This is a genomic window from Actinomyces wuliandei (assembly GCF_004010955.1).
Classification (GTDB): Bacteria; Actinomycetota; Actinomycetes; order Actinomycetales; family Actinomycetaceae; genus Actinomyces; species Actinomyces wuliandei.
This window is the reverse complement of the sequence record NZ_CP025227.1, coordinates 1821010-1840571: the sequence shown is the minus strand read 5'-3', so window position 1 is coordinate 1840571 and position 19562 is coordinate 1821010. Positions and strand designations below refer to the sequence as shown.

16 protein-coding genes are annotated in these 19562 nt (G+C 70.2%); 11 read left to right on the top strand and 5 right to left on the bottom strand.

Annotated features, from left to right (window positions below):
* The first annotated feature begins 4 nt into the window (after window positions 1–4).
* Window positions 5–2452 (top strand): FtsX-like permease family protein, encoded by a 2448-nt coding sequence (locus CWS50_RS07580; protein WP_127842298.1) that lies wholly within the window; start codon window positions 5–7, stop codon window positions 2450–2452.
* 227 nt (window positions 2453–2679) lie between these two features.
* Here the strand turns inward: CWS50_RS07580 and CWS50_RS07575 are convergent, their stop codons facing one another.
* On the bottom strand, window positions 2680–2940 hold the full coding sequence (locus tag CWS50_RS07575; protein ID WP_127842297.1) for a hypothetical protein: 261 nt from the start codon (window positions 2938–2940) through the stop codon (window positions 2680–2682).
* A gap of 220 nt (window positions 2941–3160) precedes the next feature.
* Between CWS50_RS07575 and CWS50_RS07570 the strand changes: the two genes are divergently transcribed.
* Entirely contained in the window at window positions 3161–4981 is a 1821-nt protein-coding gene (locus tag CWS50_RS07570; RefSeq protein ID WP_127842296.1) for a proline--tRNA ligase, read from the top strand.
* 21 nt (window positions 4982–5002) lie between these two features.
* Here the strand turns inward: CWS50_RS07570 and CWS50_RS07565 are convergent, their stop codons facing one another.
* Window positions 5003–6025 carry a Tat pathway signal protein gene (locus CWS50_RS07565; RefSeq protein WP_243118234.1) on the bottom strand — a complete coding sequence of 341 codons (1023 nt, stop codon included), beginning with the start codon at window positions 6023–6025 and terminating at the stop codon, window positions 5003–5005.
* Between the two features lie 83 nt (window positions 6026–6108).
* Here CWS50_RS07565 and CWS50_RS07560 point away from each other — a divergent pair, with 83 nt between their 5' ends.
* From CWS50_RS07560 to infB, 4 genes are all read left to right on the top strand, one after another.
* Window positions 6109–6594, top strand: a complete 486-nt coding sequence (locus CWS50_RS07560; protein ID WP_127842295.1) for a ribosome maturation factor RimP — start codon at window positions 6109–6111, stop codon at window positions 6592–6594.
* A 182-nt stretch (window positions 6595–6776) separates the two neighbouring features.
* A complete protein-coding gene (nusA, locus tag CWS50_RS07555; protein ID WP_127842294.1) occupies window positions 6777–7817 on the top strand; it encodes a transcription termination factor NusA in 1041 nt (346 codons plus the stop codon).
* 67 nt (window positions 7818–7884) lie between these two features.
* Window positions 7885–8250 (top strand): YlxR family protein, encoded by a 366-nt coding sequence (locus CWS50_RS07550; RefSeq protein WP_206610386.1) that lies wholly within the window; start codon window positions 7885–7887, stop codon window positions 8248–8250.
* Between the two features lie 91 nt (window positions 8251–8341).
* Window positions 8342–11380 carry a translation initiation factor IF-2 gene (gene infB / locus CWS50_RS07545; RefSeq protein ID WP_127842292.1) on the top strand — a complete coding sequence of 1013 codons (3039 nt, stop codon included), beginning with the start codon at window positions 8342–8344 and terminating at the stop codon, window positions 11378–11380.
* Window positions 11381–11411: 31 nt separating this feature from the next.
* Here the strand turns inward: infB and CWS50_RS07540 are convergent, their stop codons facing one another.
* Window positions 11412–12563: a restriction endonuclease gene (locus tag CWS50_RS07540; RefSeq protein WP_164860103.1), complete on the bottom strand. Its 1152-nt coding sequence runs from the start codon at window positions 12561–12563 to the stop codon at window positions 11412–11414.
* A 75-nt stretch (window positions 12564–12638) separates the two neighbouring features.
* Entirely contained in the window at window positions 12639–13643 is a 1005-nt protein-coding gene (rarD, locus tag CWS50_RS07535; protein ID WP_127842290.1) for an EamA family transporter RarD, read from the bottom strand.
* 242 nt (window positions 13644–13885) lie between these two features.
* Here rarD and rbfA point away from each other — a divergent pair, with 242 nt between their 5' ends.
* The 4 genes from rbfA to CWS50_RS07515 all read left to right on the top strand — a co-directional run bounded on the left by rbfA (window position 13886) and on the right by CWS50_RS07515 (window position 17298).
* Entirely contained in the window at window positions 13886–14398 is a 513-nt protein-coding gene (gene rbfA, locus CWS50_RS07530; RefSeq protein WP_127842289.1) for a 30S ribosome-binding factor RbfA, read from the top strand.
* Window positions 14395–15459: a tRNA pseudouridine(55) synthase TruB gene (gene truB / locus CWS50_RS07525; protein WP_243118233.1), complete on the top strand. Its 1065-nt coding sequence runs from the start codon at window positions 14395–14397 to the stop codon at window positions 15457–15459. Before rbfA ends, truB begins: the two co-directional genes overlap by 4 nt.
* Window positions 15460–15625: 166 nt before the next feature.
* Entirely contained in the window at window positions 15626–15982 is a 357-nt protein-coding gene (locus CWS50_RS07520) for a hypothetical protein (RefSeq protein ID WP_371855186.1), read from the top strand.
* 203 nt (window positions 15983–16185) lie between these two features.
* Window positions 16186–17298, top strand: a complete 1113-nt coding sequence (locus CWS50_RS07515; RefSeq protein WP_127843337.1) for a bifunctional riboflavin kinase/FAD synthetase — start codon at window positions 16186–16188, stop codon at window positions 17296–17298.
* A gap of 58 nt (window positions 17299–17356) precedes the next feature.
* On the opposite strand, the gene CWS50_RS07510 is transcribed toward CWS50_RS07515, so the two are convergent.
* On the bottom strand, window positions 17357–18493 hold the full coding sequence (locus CWS50_RS07510; RefSeq protein ID WP_127842287.1) for a CE1 family esterase: 1137 nt from the start codon (window positions 18491–18493) through the stop codon (window positions 17357–17359).
* A 433-nt stretch (window positions 18494–18926) separates the two neighbouring features.
* Here CWS50_RS07510 and rpsO point away from each other — a divergent pair, with 433 nt between their 5' ends.
* On the top strand, window positions 18927–19196 hold the full coding sequence (rpsO, locus tag CWS50_RS07505) for a 30S ribosomal protein S15 (protein ID WP_127842286.1): 270 nt from the start codon (window positions 18927–18929) through the stop codon (window positions 19194–19196).
* Window positions 19197–19562 lie beyond the last annotated feature (366 nt).

Below are 19562 nucleotides of genomic sequence, written 5' to 3'. Positions count from 1 at the left end.
CGACATGCTTGGTATACGTCTCTTCCGACTCACCCGGCGGTCCCTCGCAACCTCGGTGTGGCCTCAGTTGTTCCAGTCCCTGGTGCTCCTGACCAACGTCGCACTCATCGTTGGCGCAACGCTTGTGTGGTCGTCGCTGACGAGAGGCTCGCAGGACTTCGTCACACAGCTTGCCTCAGGTGCTGACACCGTCGTCGTCGCCCCCAGCGGCCAGGGCCTGACCTCCAGCGAGATTGAACGGATCTCCCAGGCGGAGGGTGTGGACAGCGCTCTGTGCGCGTCCTGGGTCGAGGGCGAGGTGGACGGCAGTTCTACTGTCCTGATAGGCCTGAGGAGTCTTGGGGAGCCGGTATCCGCGCTGGGCGAGACCGAGGACGACCTGGGACTTGTTGGTCTTGGGCACCGGGCTGCCAGGAGCGGCACGGGTGGGCTGCGGCTCACCAGCGGCCTGCGGGATATTGACATCGACCCTGACGACGTCTCTGTGGTGGACACCGAGGCGGCGCGTGCCGTCAATAGCGGCAACTTTGTCGTGCTGCCGCTTGACCTGCTGGCGGGTATCAGCTCCCAGCAGCCTCAGGCTGTCTTCCTCACGCGCTCGCCGCAAGCCAGCGCCGACTCACTCAAGGAGAGCCTTCACCAGGTGCTGGGGGAGGAGTACTCGGTGATGAGCGTGGTGCAGTACGCGGAGCTGGTGAGCCGGCAGTACCAGCTCATGGCGACCGTCTCGGCAGTCTTCACTGCTGGCGCCCTGCTCGGCGGGATGTTACTCATCTACATCTCCTCACTCATCGAGGTACGTCGCAAGCAGCACCAGTACTCCGTCCTGAGGATGCTTGGTGTGCGCAGGGCCGCCATAGCGTCATGGTCTCTGGGCGAGCAGGCCCTGGTGCTGCTGCCAGCGCTGGTCGCGGGAGGCTGGCTCGGTGTCGGTCTTGCGGGTGCCCTGCTCGACTGGCTCCCTCCAGCAGTGACCAGTGGGCTGCCGATCACCCCTACGCTGCGCATAGCCTGGTACCAGGTGGGTGCACTGCTGGCGGCGGCATACCTTGCCGCCGTCCTGGGCAGGGCGTACGCCACCCGCAAGGTCCTTGGTGACGTTGACAGCGGCCTGGTGTACCTGCGGTCTGGGCAGGCGGGTCTGCTTACCACTCCCAGGCGGGCGGTTGTCGTGGGCGCTGCCATCGCCCTGTGCTGCGCCGCAGGTGGTGCGGCGCTCCCGCTGCTGCGTGGCACCCTCCTGGGGACCGCGGCCCTGTGGCTCGTCCCTGCCTGCCTGGTCGGGCTGGCCCGCCTGTGCCGCTCGGCCGGGCTCGGCCTCAGGGGGGTCGCGGGGCTGTCGCTGCTGGGTGCCTCCCGCAGGCTCAGGGGCAACGTGGTCCTGGCCGTGCTCGTCGCGGCGGTCAACGGAATGCTCGTGGCATCGACGGCGCCCGCTCTCGCCCTGGTGGAACGTGGGAACCAGTCTGTGGCGTCGCTGCTGAGAAACGACTACTACCTCCAGTCCGCACCAGCCGACCAGCTGCCGACTTCAGGCTTCCTGTCCTATCAGGACGCTCTGGGGCTGGTTGATGCGCCCGCCATCAAGCAGGTCTCACCAGGCGTGCTGATGACCACCTCCCTGGCAAGCGGACAGTTCACCATCCAAGGAGTCTCCGCGGGCTCTGCCATGCCAGCCGCCTACAACGCGGGGGCACAGAAGGTGCGCGACCTGAGTGACACCCGCGGTCTCACGATTATCAGCAGGAAGGCTGCCGCCTCTCTTGACCTCGCAGTAGGCGACCAGCTGCACCTGCCGATCGGCCGAGGGCTTGACCTTACCGTGACGGCGGTTGCTGACTATATTGGTCTTGATGACGGACAGATCGTTGTCTCTATGCGCGACCTCTGCGAGGTTCAGGACCTCTGCCAGGTCTCCTACGTAGAGATCCGGTCAGACGGGCAGAGCGCGCTGACAAAAGATGATCTCGGAGACCTCGACTACCTGATACCTGAGGACCAGGTGCACCTCAATACCGCAGAGGCCGAGAACCAGGCGCTGGGAGCCTCGATCGCCTCAACCTCAGCGTTGTCGGTCATGCTGGGGCTACAGCTCGTGGCAGCGGCCGCCGCCGGTATATTCGGCGTGTACCGCAACGAGATCGACTCACGCAGACCCACCTTGACCAGTCTGGGCAGGATGGGGCTGTCCGTGCGGCAGGTACTGGTGGCCCAGCTTGGGCAGCACCTCGTTTTGGGTGTGTGCGCCTCAGCTCTGGGCGGGTTCGTCGGCGCCCTGTGGGCAGGCGGCCTCACGGTGTTTCTCGAGAACGGGCTGGCGCTGAGGGGTATCGGTGCCGAGCTGACCTGGTGGATGATCACGGCGTCGGCTGGCACCGGTCTCGTCGTGCTCACCAGCGCGGCAGTCGCGGGTATGGCAACGGGCCTGCGCTCCGTCGCCCTGAGAGGCTAGGCCGGGGGTCCAGGCCAGCGCCTTGGTGACCTCCGTCCACCTCGCTAGCCTGTCCAGGCGTACTGAGCGGGTGAGGGTCGGGGCGTCTCCTTGCTCTCTCCCGGTCTGCCTGCTAGCCGCCTACTGTCCGGGGTGTCCTGCCCCCGTGCTCTCTCCCGATCTGCCTGCTACCCGCCTACCGTCCGGGGCGTCCTGTCCCGTCTCCTCGGCCACCAGCCGTGTCTGCCTTACTCGCCCGACGAGCGGCGGGCGAGCCTGACCAGGTCGGCACCAAGAAGACGGGTCTGCTCGGCGGTGCACCCGCTCACCATGACGTCGGAGCGGCCCTGGCTGACGCGTCTCTGGTTTTCCACGGCAATGAAGGCCGTCCCGTCGGCCACGGAGTGCTCGTCCAGGAGAAAGGCCCTGGTCTCGGCTAGGCCGTGCCCCTCACGCAGCCTACTGTAAGCGGGGGACGAGCTGTCCATGATTGTCATGACGTCTTTCATGCCGTGTCCTTAAAATACCCGGTATACCTGGAACCCGTTCGTCCCCGCTGCTCCTGTGCCCGGGACCAGGTAGGCTCACGCGGGAGGAGCGACGAGCCGTCGGACGCGGGCGTGTCGGGAAGGCTGCCCGGTGGCAAGACCTTCCACGTCGCTCACCTGGACCGCCTGCCTCCCGGTGAGCGAGGCCGTCGGCGGCGCTCGGAGCACGTAGCATGTGCCCGTGCTTCAGACGATGTCCACCGCCTTCATCCGTACCCTGCGCGAGGACCCCGCCGACGCCGACGTGGCCAGCCACCGGCTCCTCCTACGAGCCTGCTACATCCGTCGTGCCGCACCGGGCGTCTACACCTGGCTGCCGCTGGGGCTGCGTACCCTGCGCAAGATTGAGCGCGTCGTGCGTGAGGAGATGGATGCCATCGGTGCCCAGGAGGTCCACTTTCCGGCGCTGCTGCCCGCAGAGCCCTACAAGGCCACCGGACGCTGGCAGGACTACGGCCCCACCCTGTTCCGGCTGCGGGACCGCAAGGACGCGGACTACCTGCTGGCCCCCACCCACGAGGAGATGTTCACCCTGGCGGTCAAGGACCTCTACTCCTCCTACAAGGACCTGCCCGCCGTCATCTACCAGGTGCAGACCAAGTACCGTGACGAGGCCCGCCCGCGGGCCGGGATCATCCGCGGACGCGAGTTCGTCATGAAGGACTCCTACTCCTTCGACCTGGACGAGGAGGGCCTGGAGGCCTCCTACCAGGCCCATCGCGAGGCCTACGACCGCGTCTTCACCCGCCTGGGTCTGGACTACGTCATCGTCAACGCCGTGGCCGGGGCCATGGGAGGCTCCCGCTCCGAGGAGTTCCTCCACCCCTCCCCGATCGGGGAGGACACCTTTGTCCGCACTGACGGTGGGTACGCGGCCAATGCCGAGGCCGTCACCACCCCGGTGCCCGAGGCCGTCGACGCCTCGCGGACAGGCCCTGCCCGGGTCGTGGACACCCCTGACGCCTCCACGATCGAGGCTCTTGTCGCGGTGTGCAACGACCTCTACCCTCGCGAGGACGGGCGGGCCTGGACCGCGGCCGACACCTTGAAGAACGTCGTTGTCGTGGCGACCCACCCCTCGGGCGAGCGCGAGCTGCTTGTCGTGGGCGTGCCCGGGGACCGCGACGTCGACCTCAGGCGGCTGGAGGCCGCCCTGGCCCCCGCGCAGGTGGAGATGGCCTCTGACCAGGACTTTGAGGGCCACCCCGAGCTGGTGCGCGGCTACATCGGTCCGCCGGCCGTCGGCCCCAGCTCGCCTCTGCGCCGTGTGGAGACCGCCGAGGACGGCAGCCAGCGGACGGTCGGCTCGGTCCGCTACCTGGTGGACCCCCGCGTGGTGGAGGGCAGCGCCTGGGTCACCGGGGCCAACCAGCCCAGGAAGCACGTCCTGGACCTGGTCATGGGGCGTGACTTCGAGGTGGACGGTACTGTCGAGGCCGCTGAGGTGCGTGAGGGTGACCCTGCTCCCGACGGCTCGGGCCCGCTCCAGCTGGCCCGGGGCATTGAGGTCGGCCACATCTTTGCCTTGGGACGGAAGTACTCCCAGGCCCTGGGGCTGAGCGTGCTGGACGAGGACGGCAGGGCGCGCGTGGTGACCATGGGCTCCTACGGCATCGGGGTCTCCCGGGTCATGGCCGCCCTGGCCGAGGCTCACCACGACGAGCGTGGCCTGACATGGCCAGCCGTGGTGGCTCCCTACCACGTCCAGGTGCTGGCCACCGGCAAGGGGGAGGAGGTCTTCGCCGTCGCTGCCCAGATTGCCGCAGACCTGGACGACGCCGGTGTCGAGGTCCTCTACGACGACCGTCGCAAGGTCAGCGCCGGAGTGAAGTTTGCCGACGCCGAGCTGCTCGGCCTTCCCTACACGCTGGTCGTGGGCCGTGACCTGGGGCGGGAGGGGACCGTGGAGATCCGTGACCGCCGCAGCGGGGAGCGCAGCTCGGTGCTGGCCAGTGAGGCGGCCGCCACGCTGGTTCGCCTGGTCCGCGCCGCTCTGGCGTGAGCCTCTTCTCAGGGTGGCTTCTCAGGACGACTCTGACTCTGAGGGCTCCAGGTAGCCGGGCAGGGAGGACAGCTGCGCCCCCCAGGCGTGTGCGCGCAGGGCCGCGTCGGTCGTCGCCTCCACGGCAGCCTGCCGGGCCGGGGACCCTGCCTGTGTGGAGGCCGCCTCCTGGGCCTCGTGGTCAACCACGTCTGACCACACGGTCTGTGCCCACAGGACGTCGGTGTCTGCCGCAGAGGCGTCCGGGGACTGGGAGGGGCTCGCGTAGGCTGCCAGACGTGTGTCCTCACTGCCGACAGCCAGGGCGGCACTGACAGCGGCGGAGGCGGAGCCGGCGTCCTGGGCGGCGCGCTCACGCGTGGCGGCCTGCGCGCGCGCGGCCACCTCCTGGCAGGCGTAGCGGGCTGCGTCGTAGGCGAGGAGCAGGTCGCTGCTGACCTGCTGGGGCGTGTCCAGTGAGCTGCGCGGGACCGAGGTGGTTGATCCGGGGGAGACGGTCTCGTGCTGGATGCTCCAGGAGGCGGCCAGCGACGCGTAGAGCTGGGCCTCCTGGCCGGAGGGAGCGCTCACGGCAGCCTCCTGGGCCAGGGCGGCGCCCTCGCTGAGGAGCGCGGCCAGGTCCTCGCTGGTGGCGGTCGCGGCAGCCGTGGCCGCCGGGCTGATGGTGGGGAAACGTGTCGGGACCTCAGACGCCCACGGCTCCCACACCCCGCCCAGGGCGTCGAGCTGGGAGCCTGCTACCGTCTCCACCCCCTGCGCGGCCTCGGCCTGCCGGTCGCCGGAGCGGGCCACGACGGCGGCGCTGGAGGAGATGAGCCAGGTGTGCCGAGCCAGCGCGTCGCGCACGGACTCCTGGGCGGAGGGCTGGGGCAGCGACGCTGGCGTTCCTTCTCCCAGGCGCAGCCCGCAGCCGCTGAGCAGCGTCGCGAGGAGCATCACGAGGAGGGGGGCGGCGGCGCGTACCAGTCGTGCTCCTGCTGCCCGGCCTGTCAGGTGGCGGGAGGCGGGAGCCAGGCGGGGCAGCGGGGTCAGGGGACTCGTCACCTGACGATCCTCCCACGGCAGGTAGCATGATCCCAGCCAGACCACGCCCGCAGAGGGTAGGCCTCAGGAAGGGAGCTGACCTTATGGCAGACACGAGTCACGGCAGGGGGAGCCAGGACCGTCATGACAGCCATGACCTTGCCGCGCTGCTGCGTCCGGTGGTCGAGCGCGAGGGCCTCTTTCTGGAGGGGGTGGAGACGACCAGGGCGGGGAGGTTCTCCGTGGTGCGGGTCCTTGTCGACCTCCCCGACGGCCCGGGTGACCTCGCGCTGGACTCCCTGCGGGAGGTCACCTCGGCGGTCTCCACGGCCCTGGACGAGGCGGACCCTGTCAGGGGACGCTACACCCTGGAGGTATCGACTCCCGGGGTGGAGCGCAGCCTGACCACGCCCCGCCACTTTCGGCGTGCTGTGGGCCACGACGTGCTTCTGGTCACCGCGCAGGGCGAGGTCAGCGGGACTGTCACGCAGGTGGATGAGGCCCACGTGATCCTGGATGTGGCCGGAGAGGTGACGGTGGTCGCGCTCGAGGACGTCACTGCTGCCCGGATGGTGGTCTCCGGGTTCTGAGCCAGGGAGGGGGTCCGGTCGTGCTCGCGGGTACTGTCTCGGGGGAGCGGAGGCAGAAGGCGGAGGGTACCGTGGGCATCGTTGAGCCGAGTACCGTTGAGTACGGTGCTGCAGGCGGCGTTGCACGCGTGACCGCCACGGGCGACAGGACGACAGACGGACGAGAGAGGACGATTAGGACCATGGACATCAACATGCCGGAGCTGCGAGGTGCCTCTGACGAGTTGGGGATTGACCTGGACAACCTCCTGCCCGCCATTGAGGACGCCATCCTGGGGGCCTACTTCAAGGTTCCGGGTGCGATCCGTGGGGCGCACGTCGAGATCGACCGTAGGACGGGACACATGAGCGTGCAGGCTCCTGAGGTCGATGAGGAGGACCGGCCGACGGGGGAGTACTTTGACGACACCCCGGAGGACTTCGGCCGTATTGCCCAGGCGACGGCTCGCTCCGTCATCGTCCAGAGGATCCAGGACCGGCGTGACTTTGAGGTCCTGGGGACCTTCAAGGACAAGACCGGCGAGCTCATCTCGGGCACGGTCGAGCAGGGGCGGGACCCCAGGGTGGTCCACGTCCGTCTTGACGAGGAGCATGAGGGCATCATGCCCCCGCACGAGCAGGTGCCAGGGGAGCGTTACCGCCACGGCGACCGGCTGCGTGTTTACGTCACAGAGGTCTCCCGAGGTGTCAAGGGGGCTCAGATCATCCTCTCCCGCACGCACCCTGGCCTGGTCCGCAGGCTCTTCGAGAGGGAGGTGCCCGAGATCTCCTCCGGGGACGTGGAGATCGTCGCCCTGGCCCGGGAGGCTGGGCACCGTACCAAGATGGCGGTGCGGGCGCGTGTCCGGGGGGTCAACGCCAAGGGGTCCTGCATCGGACCTATGGGGCAGCGCGTGCGTGCAGTCATGGCCGAGCTCGGCGGGGAGAAGATCGACATCGTCGACTACTCGGAGGACCCGGCTCGTTTCGTGGCCAACGCCCTCTCTCCGGCGCGGGTGTCCTCGGTGGAGGTGCTCAGCGTGGAGGAGCAGATCGCCCGGGCCGTGGTCCCGGACTTCCAGCTCTCCTTGGCCATCGGCAAGGAGGGGCAGAACGCCCGTCTCGCTGCTCGCCTGACAGGATGGAAGGTTGACATCCACGCCGATGCCGAGGCTGGTGAGGTCCTGCCAGGGCGGGGCTCCCAGGCTGACGACGTGACGGGCCCCTCAGAGGTGGCCGACTGACGGCAGTGACGCCGGAGGGTAGACTTTCAGCGGACCTTTGTGACTGCTGCGTCCTCATGGCAGCAGTATGTCGGCAGGTGGCCCAGCAAGCGGAAGGAACTTCTGTACCTTGGCACGTGTACCACATGTTCCTGAGCGGACCTGCGTCGGCTGCCGGGAACGGGTCCCGCGGGCGCAGTTGGTGCGTCTCGTGCTGGCACCGGGCGGAGTGCTCGATGTCGACCTCCGGGCGGCTGCGCCCGGACGCGGCGCATGGATCCATCCGGATCCTCAGTGCGTCACCCGTGCTGAGCGCAGGCGGGCCTTTGGGCGTGCCCTGCGTGCCAGTGGGCCGCTTGGCTCCGACCTGGTTCGGCGGCGGCTGGCTGAGCTACTCAGTGCGGATCCTGCTGTCCCTCCGGGCAGCAGGCCGACCGACGGCAAAGGCGGGTAGGAAGCTGATGGGCACCCGATGAGTACCCGGCGATGAGCTGCCTCTAGAAGCACCCACCCCTGTCCGGGGTGGGTAACCGGACAGGAGAAAAGTGGCTAAACCACGCGTGCACGAGCTCGCCAAAGAGCTCGACCCCACTGGCAAGAGGGTCACCTCCAAGGTGATCCTTGCTTGGCTCAAGGACCAGGGAGAGTTCGTCAAGGCGGCCTCCTCCACGGTGGAGCCCCCCGTCGCTCGCCGGGTTCGCGAGCATTTTGCGACGCAGACTGACCAGCCGACCCCGGCTCCTCGGGGAGGTAGTGCCTCCCGTGGGGCAGGTGCGGCCCCGCAGCCCGGGCCCAGGCCCGGACCCGCTGGCGCCTCACCCAGGCCCGCGCCTAAGCCGGGACCCGCTGGCGCCTCACCCAGGCCCGCGCCTAAGCCGGGACCCGCTGGCGCCTCACCCAGGCCCGCGCCTAAGCCGGGACCCGCTGGCGCCTCACCCAGGCCCGCGCCTAAGCCGGGACCCGCTGGCGCCTCACCCAGATCCGAGGCGCCCAGCAGGACGGTAGAGGACCAGCCGACGGGGACGTCCGCCTCGGCTGACCGTGACCGTCCCGGGCCGCAGCCCCAGGACGTCGCCAGGCCCGGGACTGACAGCCCTGCCGCAGGGGTGTCGGGGTCCTCGGCCGCCAAGAAGGCTCCTGTGCCCGGGCCGCGACGTAGCGCGCCCACGCCCGGTCCCCGGCCTGGTCCGGCCCGGCCGGGTAACAACCCCTATGCCTCCTCCCAGGGCATGCCCCGCCCGGGCGGGGCAGGAGGGCGGGCAGGCCGTTCGGGCGGCCCGGGCTCCGGACGTTCCGGCACCCCGCGGCCGGGTAACAACCCCTATGCCTCCTCCCAGGGCATGCCCCGCCCGGGCGGGGCAGGAGGTCACCGTCCCCAGGGCGGCCCTCGTCCCGGGGGGCCACGCCCCCAGCAGGCTGGCGGGGGTGGCCGTTCCCAGACGTCGGCCCGTCCGGGGCCACCGCGCTCTGGCGGCGCCCGTCCCAACCCGGGCATGATGCCAGGCCAGTCCTCTATCGGGCGCCCCGGTGCCCCGGCTCGTTCTGGTAGCGGTGGCCGCGGCGGGCGCCCCGGCGGCGGGCGTCCTGGTGGCGGCTCAGGCCGTCCGGGCGGCGGCTTCGGTGGTCCTCGCGGTGGCCGCAGCGGACGCGGGTCCACTCAGGGCGCCTTCGGCCGTGGCGGCGGTGCCCCGCGCGGGCGCAAGTCCAAGCGCGCCAAGCGACAGGAGTTCGAGCAGCAGAGCGCCCCGTCGATCGGCGGTGTCGTCGTCCCCCGAGGTGACGGCTCCACCCTGGTGCGCGTCAAGCAGGGCGCTACCCTGACCGACCTGGCGGAGAAGATCAACGCCAACCCGGCCGCACTGGTCACCGTGCTGTTCCACCTGGGTGAGATGGCTACGGCCACCCAGTCCCTGGACGAGGACACCTTCGCGCTGCTGGGCGCAGAGCTGGGCTACAACGTGCAGATCGTCTCCCCGGAGGACGAGGATCGAGAGCTGCTGGAGTCCTTCGACATCAACCTGGAGGCTGAGGAGGCCGACGAGGACGACGCCAACCTGCTCCCGCGCCCCCCGGTGGTCACCGTCATGGGGCACGTCGACCACGGTAAGACCAAGCTGCTGGACGCCATCCGCTCCACAGACGTCGTGGCTGCCGAGGCCGGCGGTATCACCCAGTCGATCGGTGCCTACCAGGTGGGGGTCGAGCTGGCAGGGGAGAGGCGTCGCATCACCTTTATCGACACGCCTGGTCACGAGGCCTTCACAGCCATGCGTGCCCGGGGGGCCGAGGTCACCGACATCGCGATCCTCGTCGTGGCCGCCGACGACGGCGTCATGCCCCAGACGGTCGAGGCCCTCAACCACGCCCAGGCCGCGAACGTGCCGATCGTGGTGGCGGTCAACAAGATCGACAAGGAGGGGGCCAACCCGGAGAAGATCCGCGGCCAGCTCACCGAGTACGGCCTGGTGCCTGAGGAGTACGGTGGTGAGACGATGTTCGTCGACATCTCCGCCAAGCAGCGTCTCCACATTGACGAGTTGCTGGAGGCGGTACTGCTGACGGCTGACGCCGCGCTGGACCTGCGGGCCAACCCGGACAGCGATGCTCGCGGTGTCACCATTGAGGCCAAGCTGGACAAGGGGCGTGGCGCCGTGACCACGGTGCTGGTCGAGCGCGGTACCCTCCACGTGGGTGACCCGATCGTTGCGGGTAGTGCCTACGGGCGCGTGCGCGCCATGTTCAATGAGCACGGTGAGAACCTGGAGGAGGTCGGTCCCGCACGTCCGGCACTGGTCCTGGGCCTGACCAACGTGCCCAGTGCTGGCGACTCTTTCATCGTGGCTCCTGACGACCGCACGGCCCGTCAGATCGCGGACAAGCGGGAGGCTGCCGAGCGTGCGGCCATGCTGGCCAAGCGTCGCAAGCGGGTGTCCCTGGAGAACCTCTCCGACGTCCTCAAGGAGGGCAAGGTTGACACCCTCAACCTCATCCTCAAGGGCGACTCCTCGGGTGCCGTGGAGGCCCTGGAGGACTCCCTGCTCAAGATCGACGTCGGCGAGGAGGTCGCGCTGCGCGTCATCCACCGCGGGGTGGGCGCGATTACGCAGAACGATGTCAACCTGGCGACCGTGGACTCGGCGATCATCATCGGCTTCAACGTCCGCCCTGCCGAGCGTGTCTCGGAGATTGCCGACCGCGAGGGCGTGGACATGAAGTTCTACTCGGTCATCTACAACGCGATCGAGGACGTCGAGGCCGCCATGAAGGGCATGCTCAAGCCGGTCTACGAGGAGGTCGAGCTGGGCACGGCGGAGGTCCGCCAGATCTTCCGCTCCTCAAAGTTCGGCTCGATCGCCGGGTCCCTCGTGCGCTCTGGCACCATCAGGCGTGGCGCCAAGGCACGCCTGGTGCGGGCTGGTGTCGTCGTCAACGGTGACCTGTCTATCGAGACGCTGCGCCGGGAGAAGGATGACGTCGCCGAGGTCCGTGAGGGCTACGAGTGCGGTATCAACCTGGGGTTCAAGGACATCGCCGAGGGCGACGTCATCGAGACCTGGGAGATGCGGGAGAAGCCTCGCTCCTGAGCCCGGTGCTCGCGGCTGCGGTGGCGGCCTCCTACCCGGACGCCGGGCGGGAGGCCGCCACCGCGTTGTGCCTCGGCCCGACCTCGGTCGGGGCGGTGCTCTCCAGGAAGGTTCCCCACACCTGGCGGCACATGGCCACCAGCTCCTGACCGTCAACAAGGCGGACGCCCTCCTGCCGGGCCAGGGAAGCTGCCTCCGGGGTGAACGAGCCGGTCGTCACCACGACCAGGGCGTCGGCGTGCTCGTAGGCACTGGCGCTGCGCAGCCTCTCGACGACAGGGACGTCAACGGGGGCAGGCTGGTCGTAGAGGCACTCGACGAGGGAGATGTGCTGGTTGCGCAGCAGGCGCAGGTTGAACCCCCGCGCGCGTGAGGACGGCGTGACGGCGACGTGGTAGCCGTGCGCCCGGAAGAGGTCGGCGCAGAAGGACTCGAAGGCCGTGGGTCTGCTGTCGCAGTGCGCCACGATGGCCTCAATGCCTTTGCGCGTGTCCTCAGGGCCGCTCTCACCGGCGTCGGGCACCTCTTCTTCTGCCGGACCTGTGAGTCCCTGGAGGGGGAGCACCTGCTCGCGGGCGGCTCTCCGCGTGAGGACCTCGTGGTCGGAGTAGGCCACGGGGGTTCCTGCGGCCCGCACCTCCAGGACCAGCTCGTAGAGGTGGTACACGTCGTGGCTGAGGATCTTCCACCTGCCGACCTCAAGGACTGACCACGGCTCCGCGTCCCGGTCACCCGCTCCCTCGCGCCCCCGGGAGCCGTCGCTGCCCGTGTAGGGCCACCGGGGGTAGGCCAGGGTGAAGGTACCTGGTGCCTGTCGCCGCAGGAGAGGAAGGACACGGAACCGGGAGGAGAGCCTGACGGACAACTGCCTGCTGGCCGCCTCGCGCAGGAGGAGCTGGACCAGTGGCCTGCTCCGGGCGACGATCAGTTCGGCCAGACTGAGGAGGACCAGGGCAGCCAGGAGACTCACGGTCAGCACCGGCCGGGTGCTGTGGGCGTGGGGGCGGCCGCTGTCAAGGTCGGCGCGGGGGACGCCGCAGAGGGTGCCGCAGAGGTCATGGTGCTCCTTGTCCTGATCGACTCGATACCAGCCGGTACTGGGCTGGTGCTCCCGTGTGCCGGGGCGGAGGTGGCCCTTCCCGGCGGGTGGTGGTGTGCGGCGCTCCTCCTGCTGGGAGGCCACGGCGGGGATGCTAGTGACAAGGAGCAGGGACAAAGCCGGGGTCCCTCGGAGGTTCTCCGGAACGCTGCACAGCTGTCACGGGTTCGTGAGGTGAGGGCGCGGGCTCCGGGCGACCTGGCGCAGGGTGTCGGTGACCAGGACGGCCACAGCGGCCCACACCAGAACCATGGCTGCCCACCGGGCCGGGGAGATGTCCTCCCTGAAGACGGCCCAGGCCAGGAGGAACTGGGTGACCGGGGTGAGGTACTGGCTCAGTCCCACCAGGGACAGGGGGACCTGACGGGTCCCGGCGGCGAAGAGCAGCAGGGGCAGCGCCGTGACCGGCCCGGCTGCGACCAGCAGCGCCACCAGAGGGAGGGGGACCGGTGAGGCCTGTACGACCAGGCTCCCGTGAGCCGCCAGCCACCCGAGGTAGGCCAGTGCCAGGGGAGACATGGCCGTGGTCTCCACCACCACCCCGGTCAGGGCGTCGACCCTGGTGCCGACCTGCTTCTTGACCAGGCCGTAGAGGCTGAAGCTGAGGGCAAGGAGCAGGGAGATCCACGGCAGCGACCCCTGGAGCACGACCAGGACCACGACAGCGGCCGTCGCCAGGCCTACGGCCACGAGCTGGGCCCGGCGCAGGCGCTCGCCCAGCACCAGGGCCGCCAGCGCCACGGTGGCCAGGGGGTTGATGAAGTATCCCAGGGCGGCGTCGGCGGTGCGCCCGGTTGTGACCGCGTAGACGTAGACCAGCCAGTTGAGGCTCACCAGCGCGCCGGAGACGGCCAGCCTGCCCAGCAGGCCGGGCGTGGAGGCCACGGACCACAGCACCCGCCAGCGGCGGCGCACTGCGGTCAGCACCAGGCAGGTAGCCAGGGTCCACACCACCCGGTTGCCGATGACCTCCAGGCTGTCTGCTGCCGACAGCAGGCGGAAGTACAGGGGGAAGAACCCCCACAGGACGTAGCACCCCAGGACCAGGGCGGCACCGGTGCGCATCGTGGCGTCCTGGCCGCCGGGCACGGGAGCAAGGCCGGCGGAGGGCCGAGCGGCCCTGTCAGCCCGGTGAGTCCTGTCAGCCCGGTCAGGAGGTGTCATGAGCGGTCCGTTCGCGTTCGGGAGATACTGACTCTACCCGGGTCGTGCTCTGCCCGGACCGTGGGCTGCGTAGCATAGGCGGGTGCGTCCCGGCTGACCGGCGGCTGCCGGACGGGCAAGTGGCCGCACACCCTGCCGACGACCTGTGCTGCCCGGACCCCGGCGCCTGCGTCACCAGCACCCCCGCTACCAGCTCCTCGCCAGAACCTGACGAGGAGCCCGCGCCCCTAGGAGGACCCGCTATGGCTGACCCCGCTCGCGCCCGCAAGGTCGCCGACCGCATCCACGAGACCGTGGCCCGTCTTCTCCACCGCCTCAAGGATCCTCGGCTCGGTTTTGTCACGATCACTGACGTCCGTGTGACGGGTGACCTCCAGCAGGCGACGGTCTTCTACACCGTCTACGGCTCTCAGGAGGAGCAGGACTCCTCGGCTGCGGCACTGGAGTCAGCCAGGGGACTGATCCGCTCGGAGGTGGGAAGGGCGCTGGGTATCCGGTTGACTCCGGCCCTGTCCTTCCAGCGTGACGCACTGCCTGACACTGCCAGGACCGTGGAGGAGGCCCTGGCCCAGGCGCGCGAGCGTGACCGGCAAATATCGCAGGCCGCTCGAGGCGCCTCCTACGCCGGGGAGGCAGACCCCTACCGTCATGACGACCTTGATGGTCTCGGCGACGCTCCCGGCGACAGCTCCGACGGCGGTCGTGAGGAACCGGGTGGTGGTGACGGCTCCGGCGGCCCTGACGGGCTCCGGTGAGTGCTGGTGCCGCCGCGCCCCGCCCGCGGCTGCGCGTCGTGCGGGCCGGGGTGGCTGCGGCCGACGGCCTCGTCCTGGTGGACAAGCCCCAGGGCGTGACCAGCCACGACGTCGTGGGGGCGCTGCGGCGTCTGGCGGCCACCCGCAGGGTCGGGCACGCGGGCACCCTGGACCCCATGGCGACCGGCCTGCTCGTCCTGGGGGTGGGCCGCGCGACCCGCTTCCTCACCTACCTGGTGGGTGCGGACAAGACCTACGAGGCCACCGTGCGGCTGGGGCAGGAGACGCTCACCGAGGACGCCGACGGCGAGGTCACCGCATCAGCGGGGTGCCGCCTCCAGGACCTGGCTGCCGGGCGCCTGGAGGAGGCGCTGCGCTCGCTGACCGGTGAGATCATGCAGGTCCCCAGCGCCGTCTCGGCGATCAGGACCGGCGGAGTGCGCTCCTACGCCCGGGTGCGTGCCGGCCAGGACGTCGAGCTGGCTGCCCGCCCAGTCACCATCTACGCGCAGAAGCTCCTCGGCGTCCCACGCCCCGCACTGGCTCCGGGAGGGGTCGCGCCGCCCCGGGCTGGGTGTGCCGAGGTCGTCGACATCGACCTGGAGATCTCCTGCTCCTCAGGGACCTATGTGCGTGCCCTGGCCCGGGACCTGGGCCGGGCGCTGGGCTGTGGGGCGCACCTGACCACGCTGCGCCGCACCTTGGTGGGACCCTTCGACTGTGGTGAGGCAGTCACCTTAGAGGGACTGAGCGCCCAGGTGGAGGCTGATGCCGCGTCCGGCGACCCGCAGGGGCTGGCGGTGCTGCCCCTGGGCGTGGCGGCTCGCCGCTGCCTGCCCACGGTGGGGCTGACCACCTCCCAGGCCCGTGCACTGGGGTACGGGCAGCCGCTGGACGCGGTGCTCCTGGACCAGGCACAGGTCCCCGAGCGGCCCGTTACCTCCAAGACGGCCCAGGGGCAGGACGTGGTCGCGGGACTTGACCCGGACGGTAGCCTCGTGGCGCTGCTGGCTCGCAGGGGTGCCAGCGCCCGTCCGGTGCTGGTACTGGCCCCGGCGTGACCGGGAGGCCGTCTGCTGGCACAATCCGGTACTCGGCAGCGCTGGACCGTCATGAGCGGCCGCAGCGGGCAGGACTGCGAGGAACAGGCAGGAGCACGCTCCCATGAGACAGACAACACAGGCAGCAGGTACGGCAGCCAGGACCGACGAGACGAAGGAGACCGGCGTGCGCCAGCAGGACGGCGCCTCGCGACGGGGCTGTGGCTGCGGGTGCGGCGGGCACGGCCAGCCACCTGAGGGCACTGGGGCTCCCGACGCCCCCGGGCAGGAGGCCCCGGCGCAACCGGGCAGCCCTGCGGCGATCGCCCAGGCAGCTGTCTCCGTGCTGGGGCAGGCAGACGGGGGCGCAGGCATCCCGGCGACGGGGGCGAGGGAGGCTGCGGGAGTCCTACCAGGGCGCAAGGCAGGCAACCAGCTGGGTCTGCGTGACGTCTCCGCCGCACCCTCAGGTGGCTGCGGCTGCGGTGGGCACACCGGGGCTGGTGGGCGCCAGCACGCCGGGTGCGGCTGCGGCGGGCACTGAGCGGCACACCGGTACACCGACTTAGCCCGTGCGGGGGAGTCCTGTCGCCAGTGGCTGGTCCTCTTCTGCCCTCCCGGCTGCGTGCAGGCGGTCCGGGCCTGGCAGGCTCGCGCGACGCCTCCTGGTCGTGGCAGGGTTTGACCCGCAAGACCGGCGGGGCCTGCACGGCCTGCCGGGTGGATCGAGAAACAGGATTGGGCGCGGTGGAGGTCTGGTACGGCGCGGAGCAGGTTCCTGCGTCCCTGAGCACGGCCACAGGGCCGGGCAGTGTGGTGACAGTCGGCGTCTTTGACGGCGTGCACCGTGGTCACCGGGCGGTCCTGGACCGCGTGGTGGAGCGTGCTCGTGAGACAGAGGGGGAGACGGGACGGGACCGGCCACTGGCCGTGGCCATGACCTTCGACCCCCACCCGCGTCACGTCCACCACCCCGAGCAGGGGTTCCCGCTCATCACCTCGTTGACGGACCGCCTGGCCTCCCTGGAGGAGGCCAGGCTGGATGCCGTCCTCGTGGTTGCCTACGACCTCGACTTCGCTGCTCAGGAGCCGGAGGAGTTCGTGCGCACCTGGCTGCTGGGCCTGCTGGGGGCCAGGGTCGTCGTCGTGGGCGACGACGTGCGCTTTGGTCGCGGCAACGCCGGAGACGCCTCGTCCCTGCGCAGCATCGGCCGTGCGGTCGGTGTCGAGGTGGAGATCCTGGGAAAGGTCAGCTCTCAGGAGGGGCGTCGGTGGTCCTCGACCTGGGTGCGGCGCTGCCTGGAGAAGGGGCGGGTACGTGAGGCCGCCGACGTCCTGGGTCGCCCTCACCGGCTGCGCGGGACCGTGGTCCACGGCCAGCGCCGCGGGCGGGAGCTGGGCTTCCCCACCGCCAACCTGGACGCCGCCACGGCAGGGGTCGTCCCGCCGGACGGTGTCTACGCGGGCTGGCTCGTGCGCGGCCGACACGGTAAGCACGGCCAGGAGCCGGGCAGCGGTGACCAGCAGGCTCCAGGGGACCAGGTCACCTCGGCCAGCCAGGTGGTTCCGGGGGCGAGGTACCAGGTGGAGCGCCTGCCCGCAGCGGTCTCCATCGGCACCAACCCGACCTTTGACGACGTTCCCCAGCGCACCGTGGAGGCTCACGTCCTGGGGCGCGGGGACCTCGACCTGTACGGGGAGGAGGTCGGCGTCGAGCTGGTGGAGTACCTGCGCCCCATGCTGGCCTTTGACGGCCTGGAGCCCCTGCTCGCCCAGATGCGTCAGGACGTCTCCCGGACCGCGCAGATCCTGGGTGTGCCCGCCCCCGGCCCGATACGCCCGCAGGACGTCACAGCCTAGCCCCGTACTCTAGCCCTGTCTCGCCCCGTACTTATCGGAGGGCACCTGCCGCATGCCTCTACCGGCCGGGGTGCTTGGCAAAGAACTCCCACATCAGCTCCGAGGCGCCGATCTCCTGGGAGACGGTTCCCAGCTCGCCAAAGTCCGCCTCGCTTCCCGGCCAGGTGTGGCCCGCACCGGCGAGGGTGTAGCCCTGCACTCGCCCGGAGCCGCCAGGGCAGCCGTCGTAGGAGGTGAGCAGCACCTGCTCGCTGACCTGGGTCTGGGCGGGTGGCTCCGTGCACTGGTTGAGCTCCGCCCAGCGCCCCAGGGCGGTGTCCACGGAGTAGCCCCAGCGGGGGTCGGCACTGCCCTCGTAGGGGTTGACCCAGTCGTCGGTGCCGTGGAAGGTGAGCACGGGGACCTCTGTCGCCGGGTCGCAGGTCAGAGGGTCGGTCTGGGAGGCGTCGTCGTAGGCGGCCCTGCCCGCGCGCAGCCCAGCCACGGGGGCGATTGCGGCAAGCAGGTCGGGCCGGGCGCAGGCCAGGGCGCTGGCCATGCGCCCGCCCCCGGAGAAGCCCGTGGCATAGACCCGCTGGGAGTCCACGCAGGCCGCCTGGACCAGGTGGTCCACCACCGCGGCGAGGAAGGCGACGTCGTCACGGGCGTCCTCAGGAGGGTACTCGCCCGCGACCATCGGGACACCGGGGACGTTCCAGGCCCAGTTCCCGTCGGGGAGCGGGTTGGCGGAGTCCAGCGGGATCGCGGCGGTCGGCTGGGCCACGACGAAGCCGTGGGCGTCGGCAACCTCGTCCAGCCCGCTGACCTGCGCCTGGGCGGTGGCATTGGCGTCGGAGCCGTGAAGGTCAAGGACCAGCGCAGGGCTCTCCTGGCCAGCAGCCGAGGTGGCCTGGTCGGGGAGGTCCTCGCGGGTGCCGTCCTCCGTCTTCTGGGTGGAGGACTCCTCGGGCAGGTGGACGCGGACGGGGTAGCGCTGCCCGGAGAAGGTGACCTGCACGGTTGTCGTGCCCGGGGTCAGCTGCGGGACGCAGCCCGTGCTGGCGGGGCTGGCAGCGGCCGTGGGCGTGGTGGGTGCGGAGAGGCTGTGAGTGCCGGGCCCGGGAAGCAGGTAGGTGGACACGCCGAGAAACACCACGACGGACAGGAAGACGGACAGGAGGAGGGCAGGCAGGGTGCGGCGGCTCCGGCGGTGCATCGGTCGGTCCTTTCCGGTCGTTGGTGCTGGTAAGGGCGGTCCTGGCCGGGCGGCGGGACCTGGGAGTGCGTGGGAGCGGAGGGTCGTGGGGACGGAGGAGACGGTCGAGAGCACGGTGTCGGTCGGACGGGCCGTGGTGGGAACGGTTGCGGGAACGTGGTCGGCGCGGCGTCGGGCAGGCCGGGCTGGAGTCTACCGTCGTTCCCGTCGGCCCCGTACTCCCTTACCCGCCGGGCTCCCTGTGGATTCCGTGCGGGGTCCCCTCAGGGTGCCCTGTAGGTGCTCCCCTGTGGGTGTTTTGCCCCACAGGGGAGCGGTGGCGCATACCCTCGTCCCCGCTGGTAGTCTTACGCCGCCGTAGACCGGCCGCGGACGAGTCATGCCCGGGAGAACCTGCCCCGGTGCTCCGCGCAACGAGACCCGAGGAGTCCGAATGTCGATCAGCCCCCAGCGCAAGCAGCAGCTCGTTGCCGAGTACGCGACCCACGAGGGCGACACGGGCTCACCCGAGGTCCAGGTCGCCATCCTGACCGAGCGCATCTCCAACCTCACCGAGCACTTCAAGGGCCACATCCACGACCACCACTCGCGCCGGGGGCTCTACCTGCTCATTGGTAAGCGTCGCCGCCTCCTGGACTACCTCATGAAGGAGGACATCGACCGGTACCGCTCCCTGGTCGCCCGCCTCGGTATCCGCCGGTAGGTCGGGCAGACCAGGCCCAGGCTCGTCCGGGGGGTTCCGCCTGTCCTCACAGCAGCGAGGTGTACAGGTCGTGAAAATGCCCTTGCGGCTGGCGGGTCGGTGACGATGACGGCCCTGGTCAGGTTCCGGCGTGCGATCTCTGGGGCGGTGGAGCCGATCGAGCCGCGACCGAAGTAGCCGGTCTGGTTGAGGATCATGCGGTGGGTCATGACGGCCCGTCCTCTCCGGGGCCGGTGGGCTCCGTCTGGCCCTGTCAGGGGCTGGTTCCTGGTGGCCTGCTAGCACGATGACACCTCAGGCTGCGCGGCACCAGGGCACCAAGGTCCCGGGACGGCGGCGGGACGATGCTGGGCCGGGGGCGAGGGG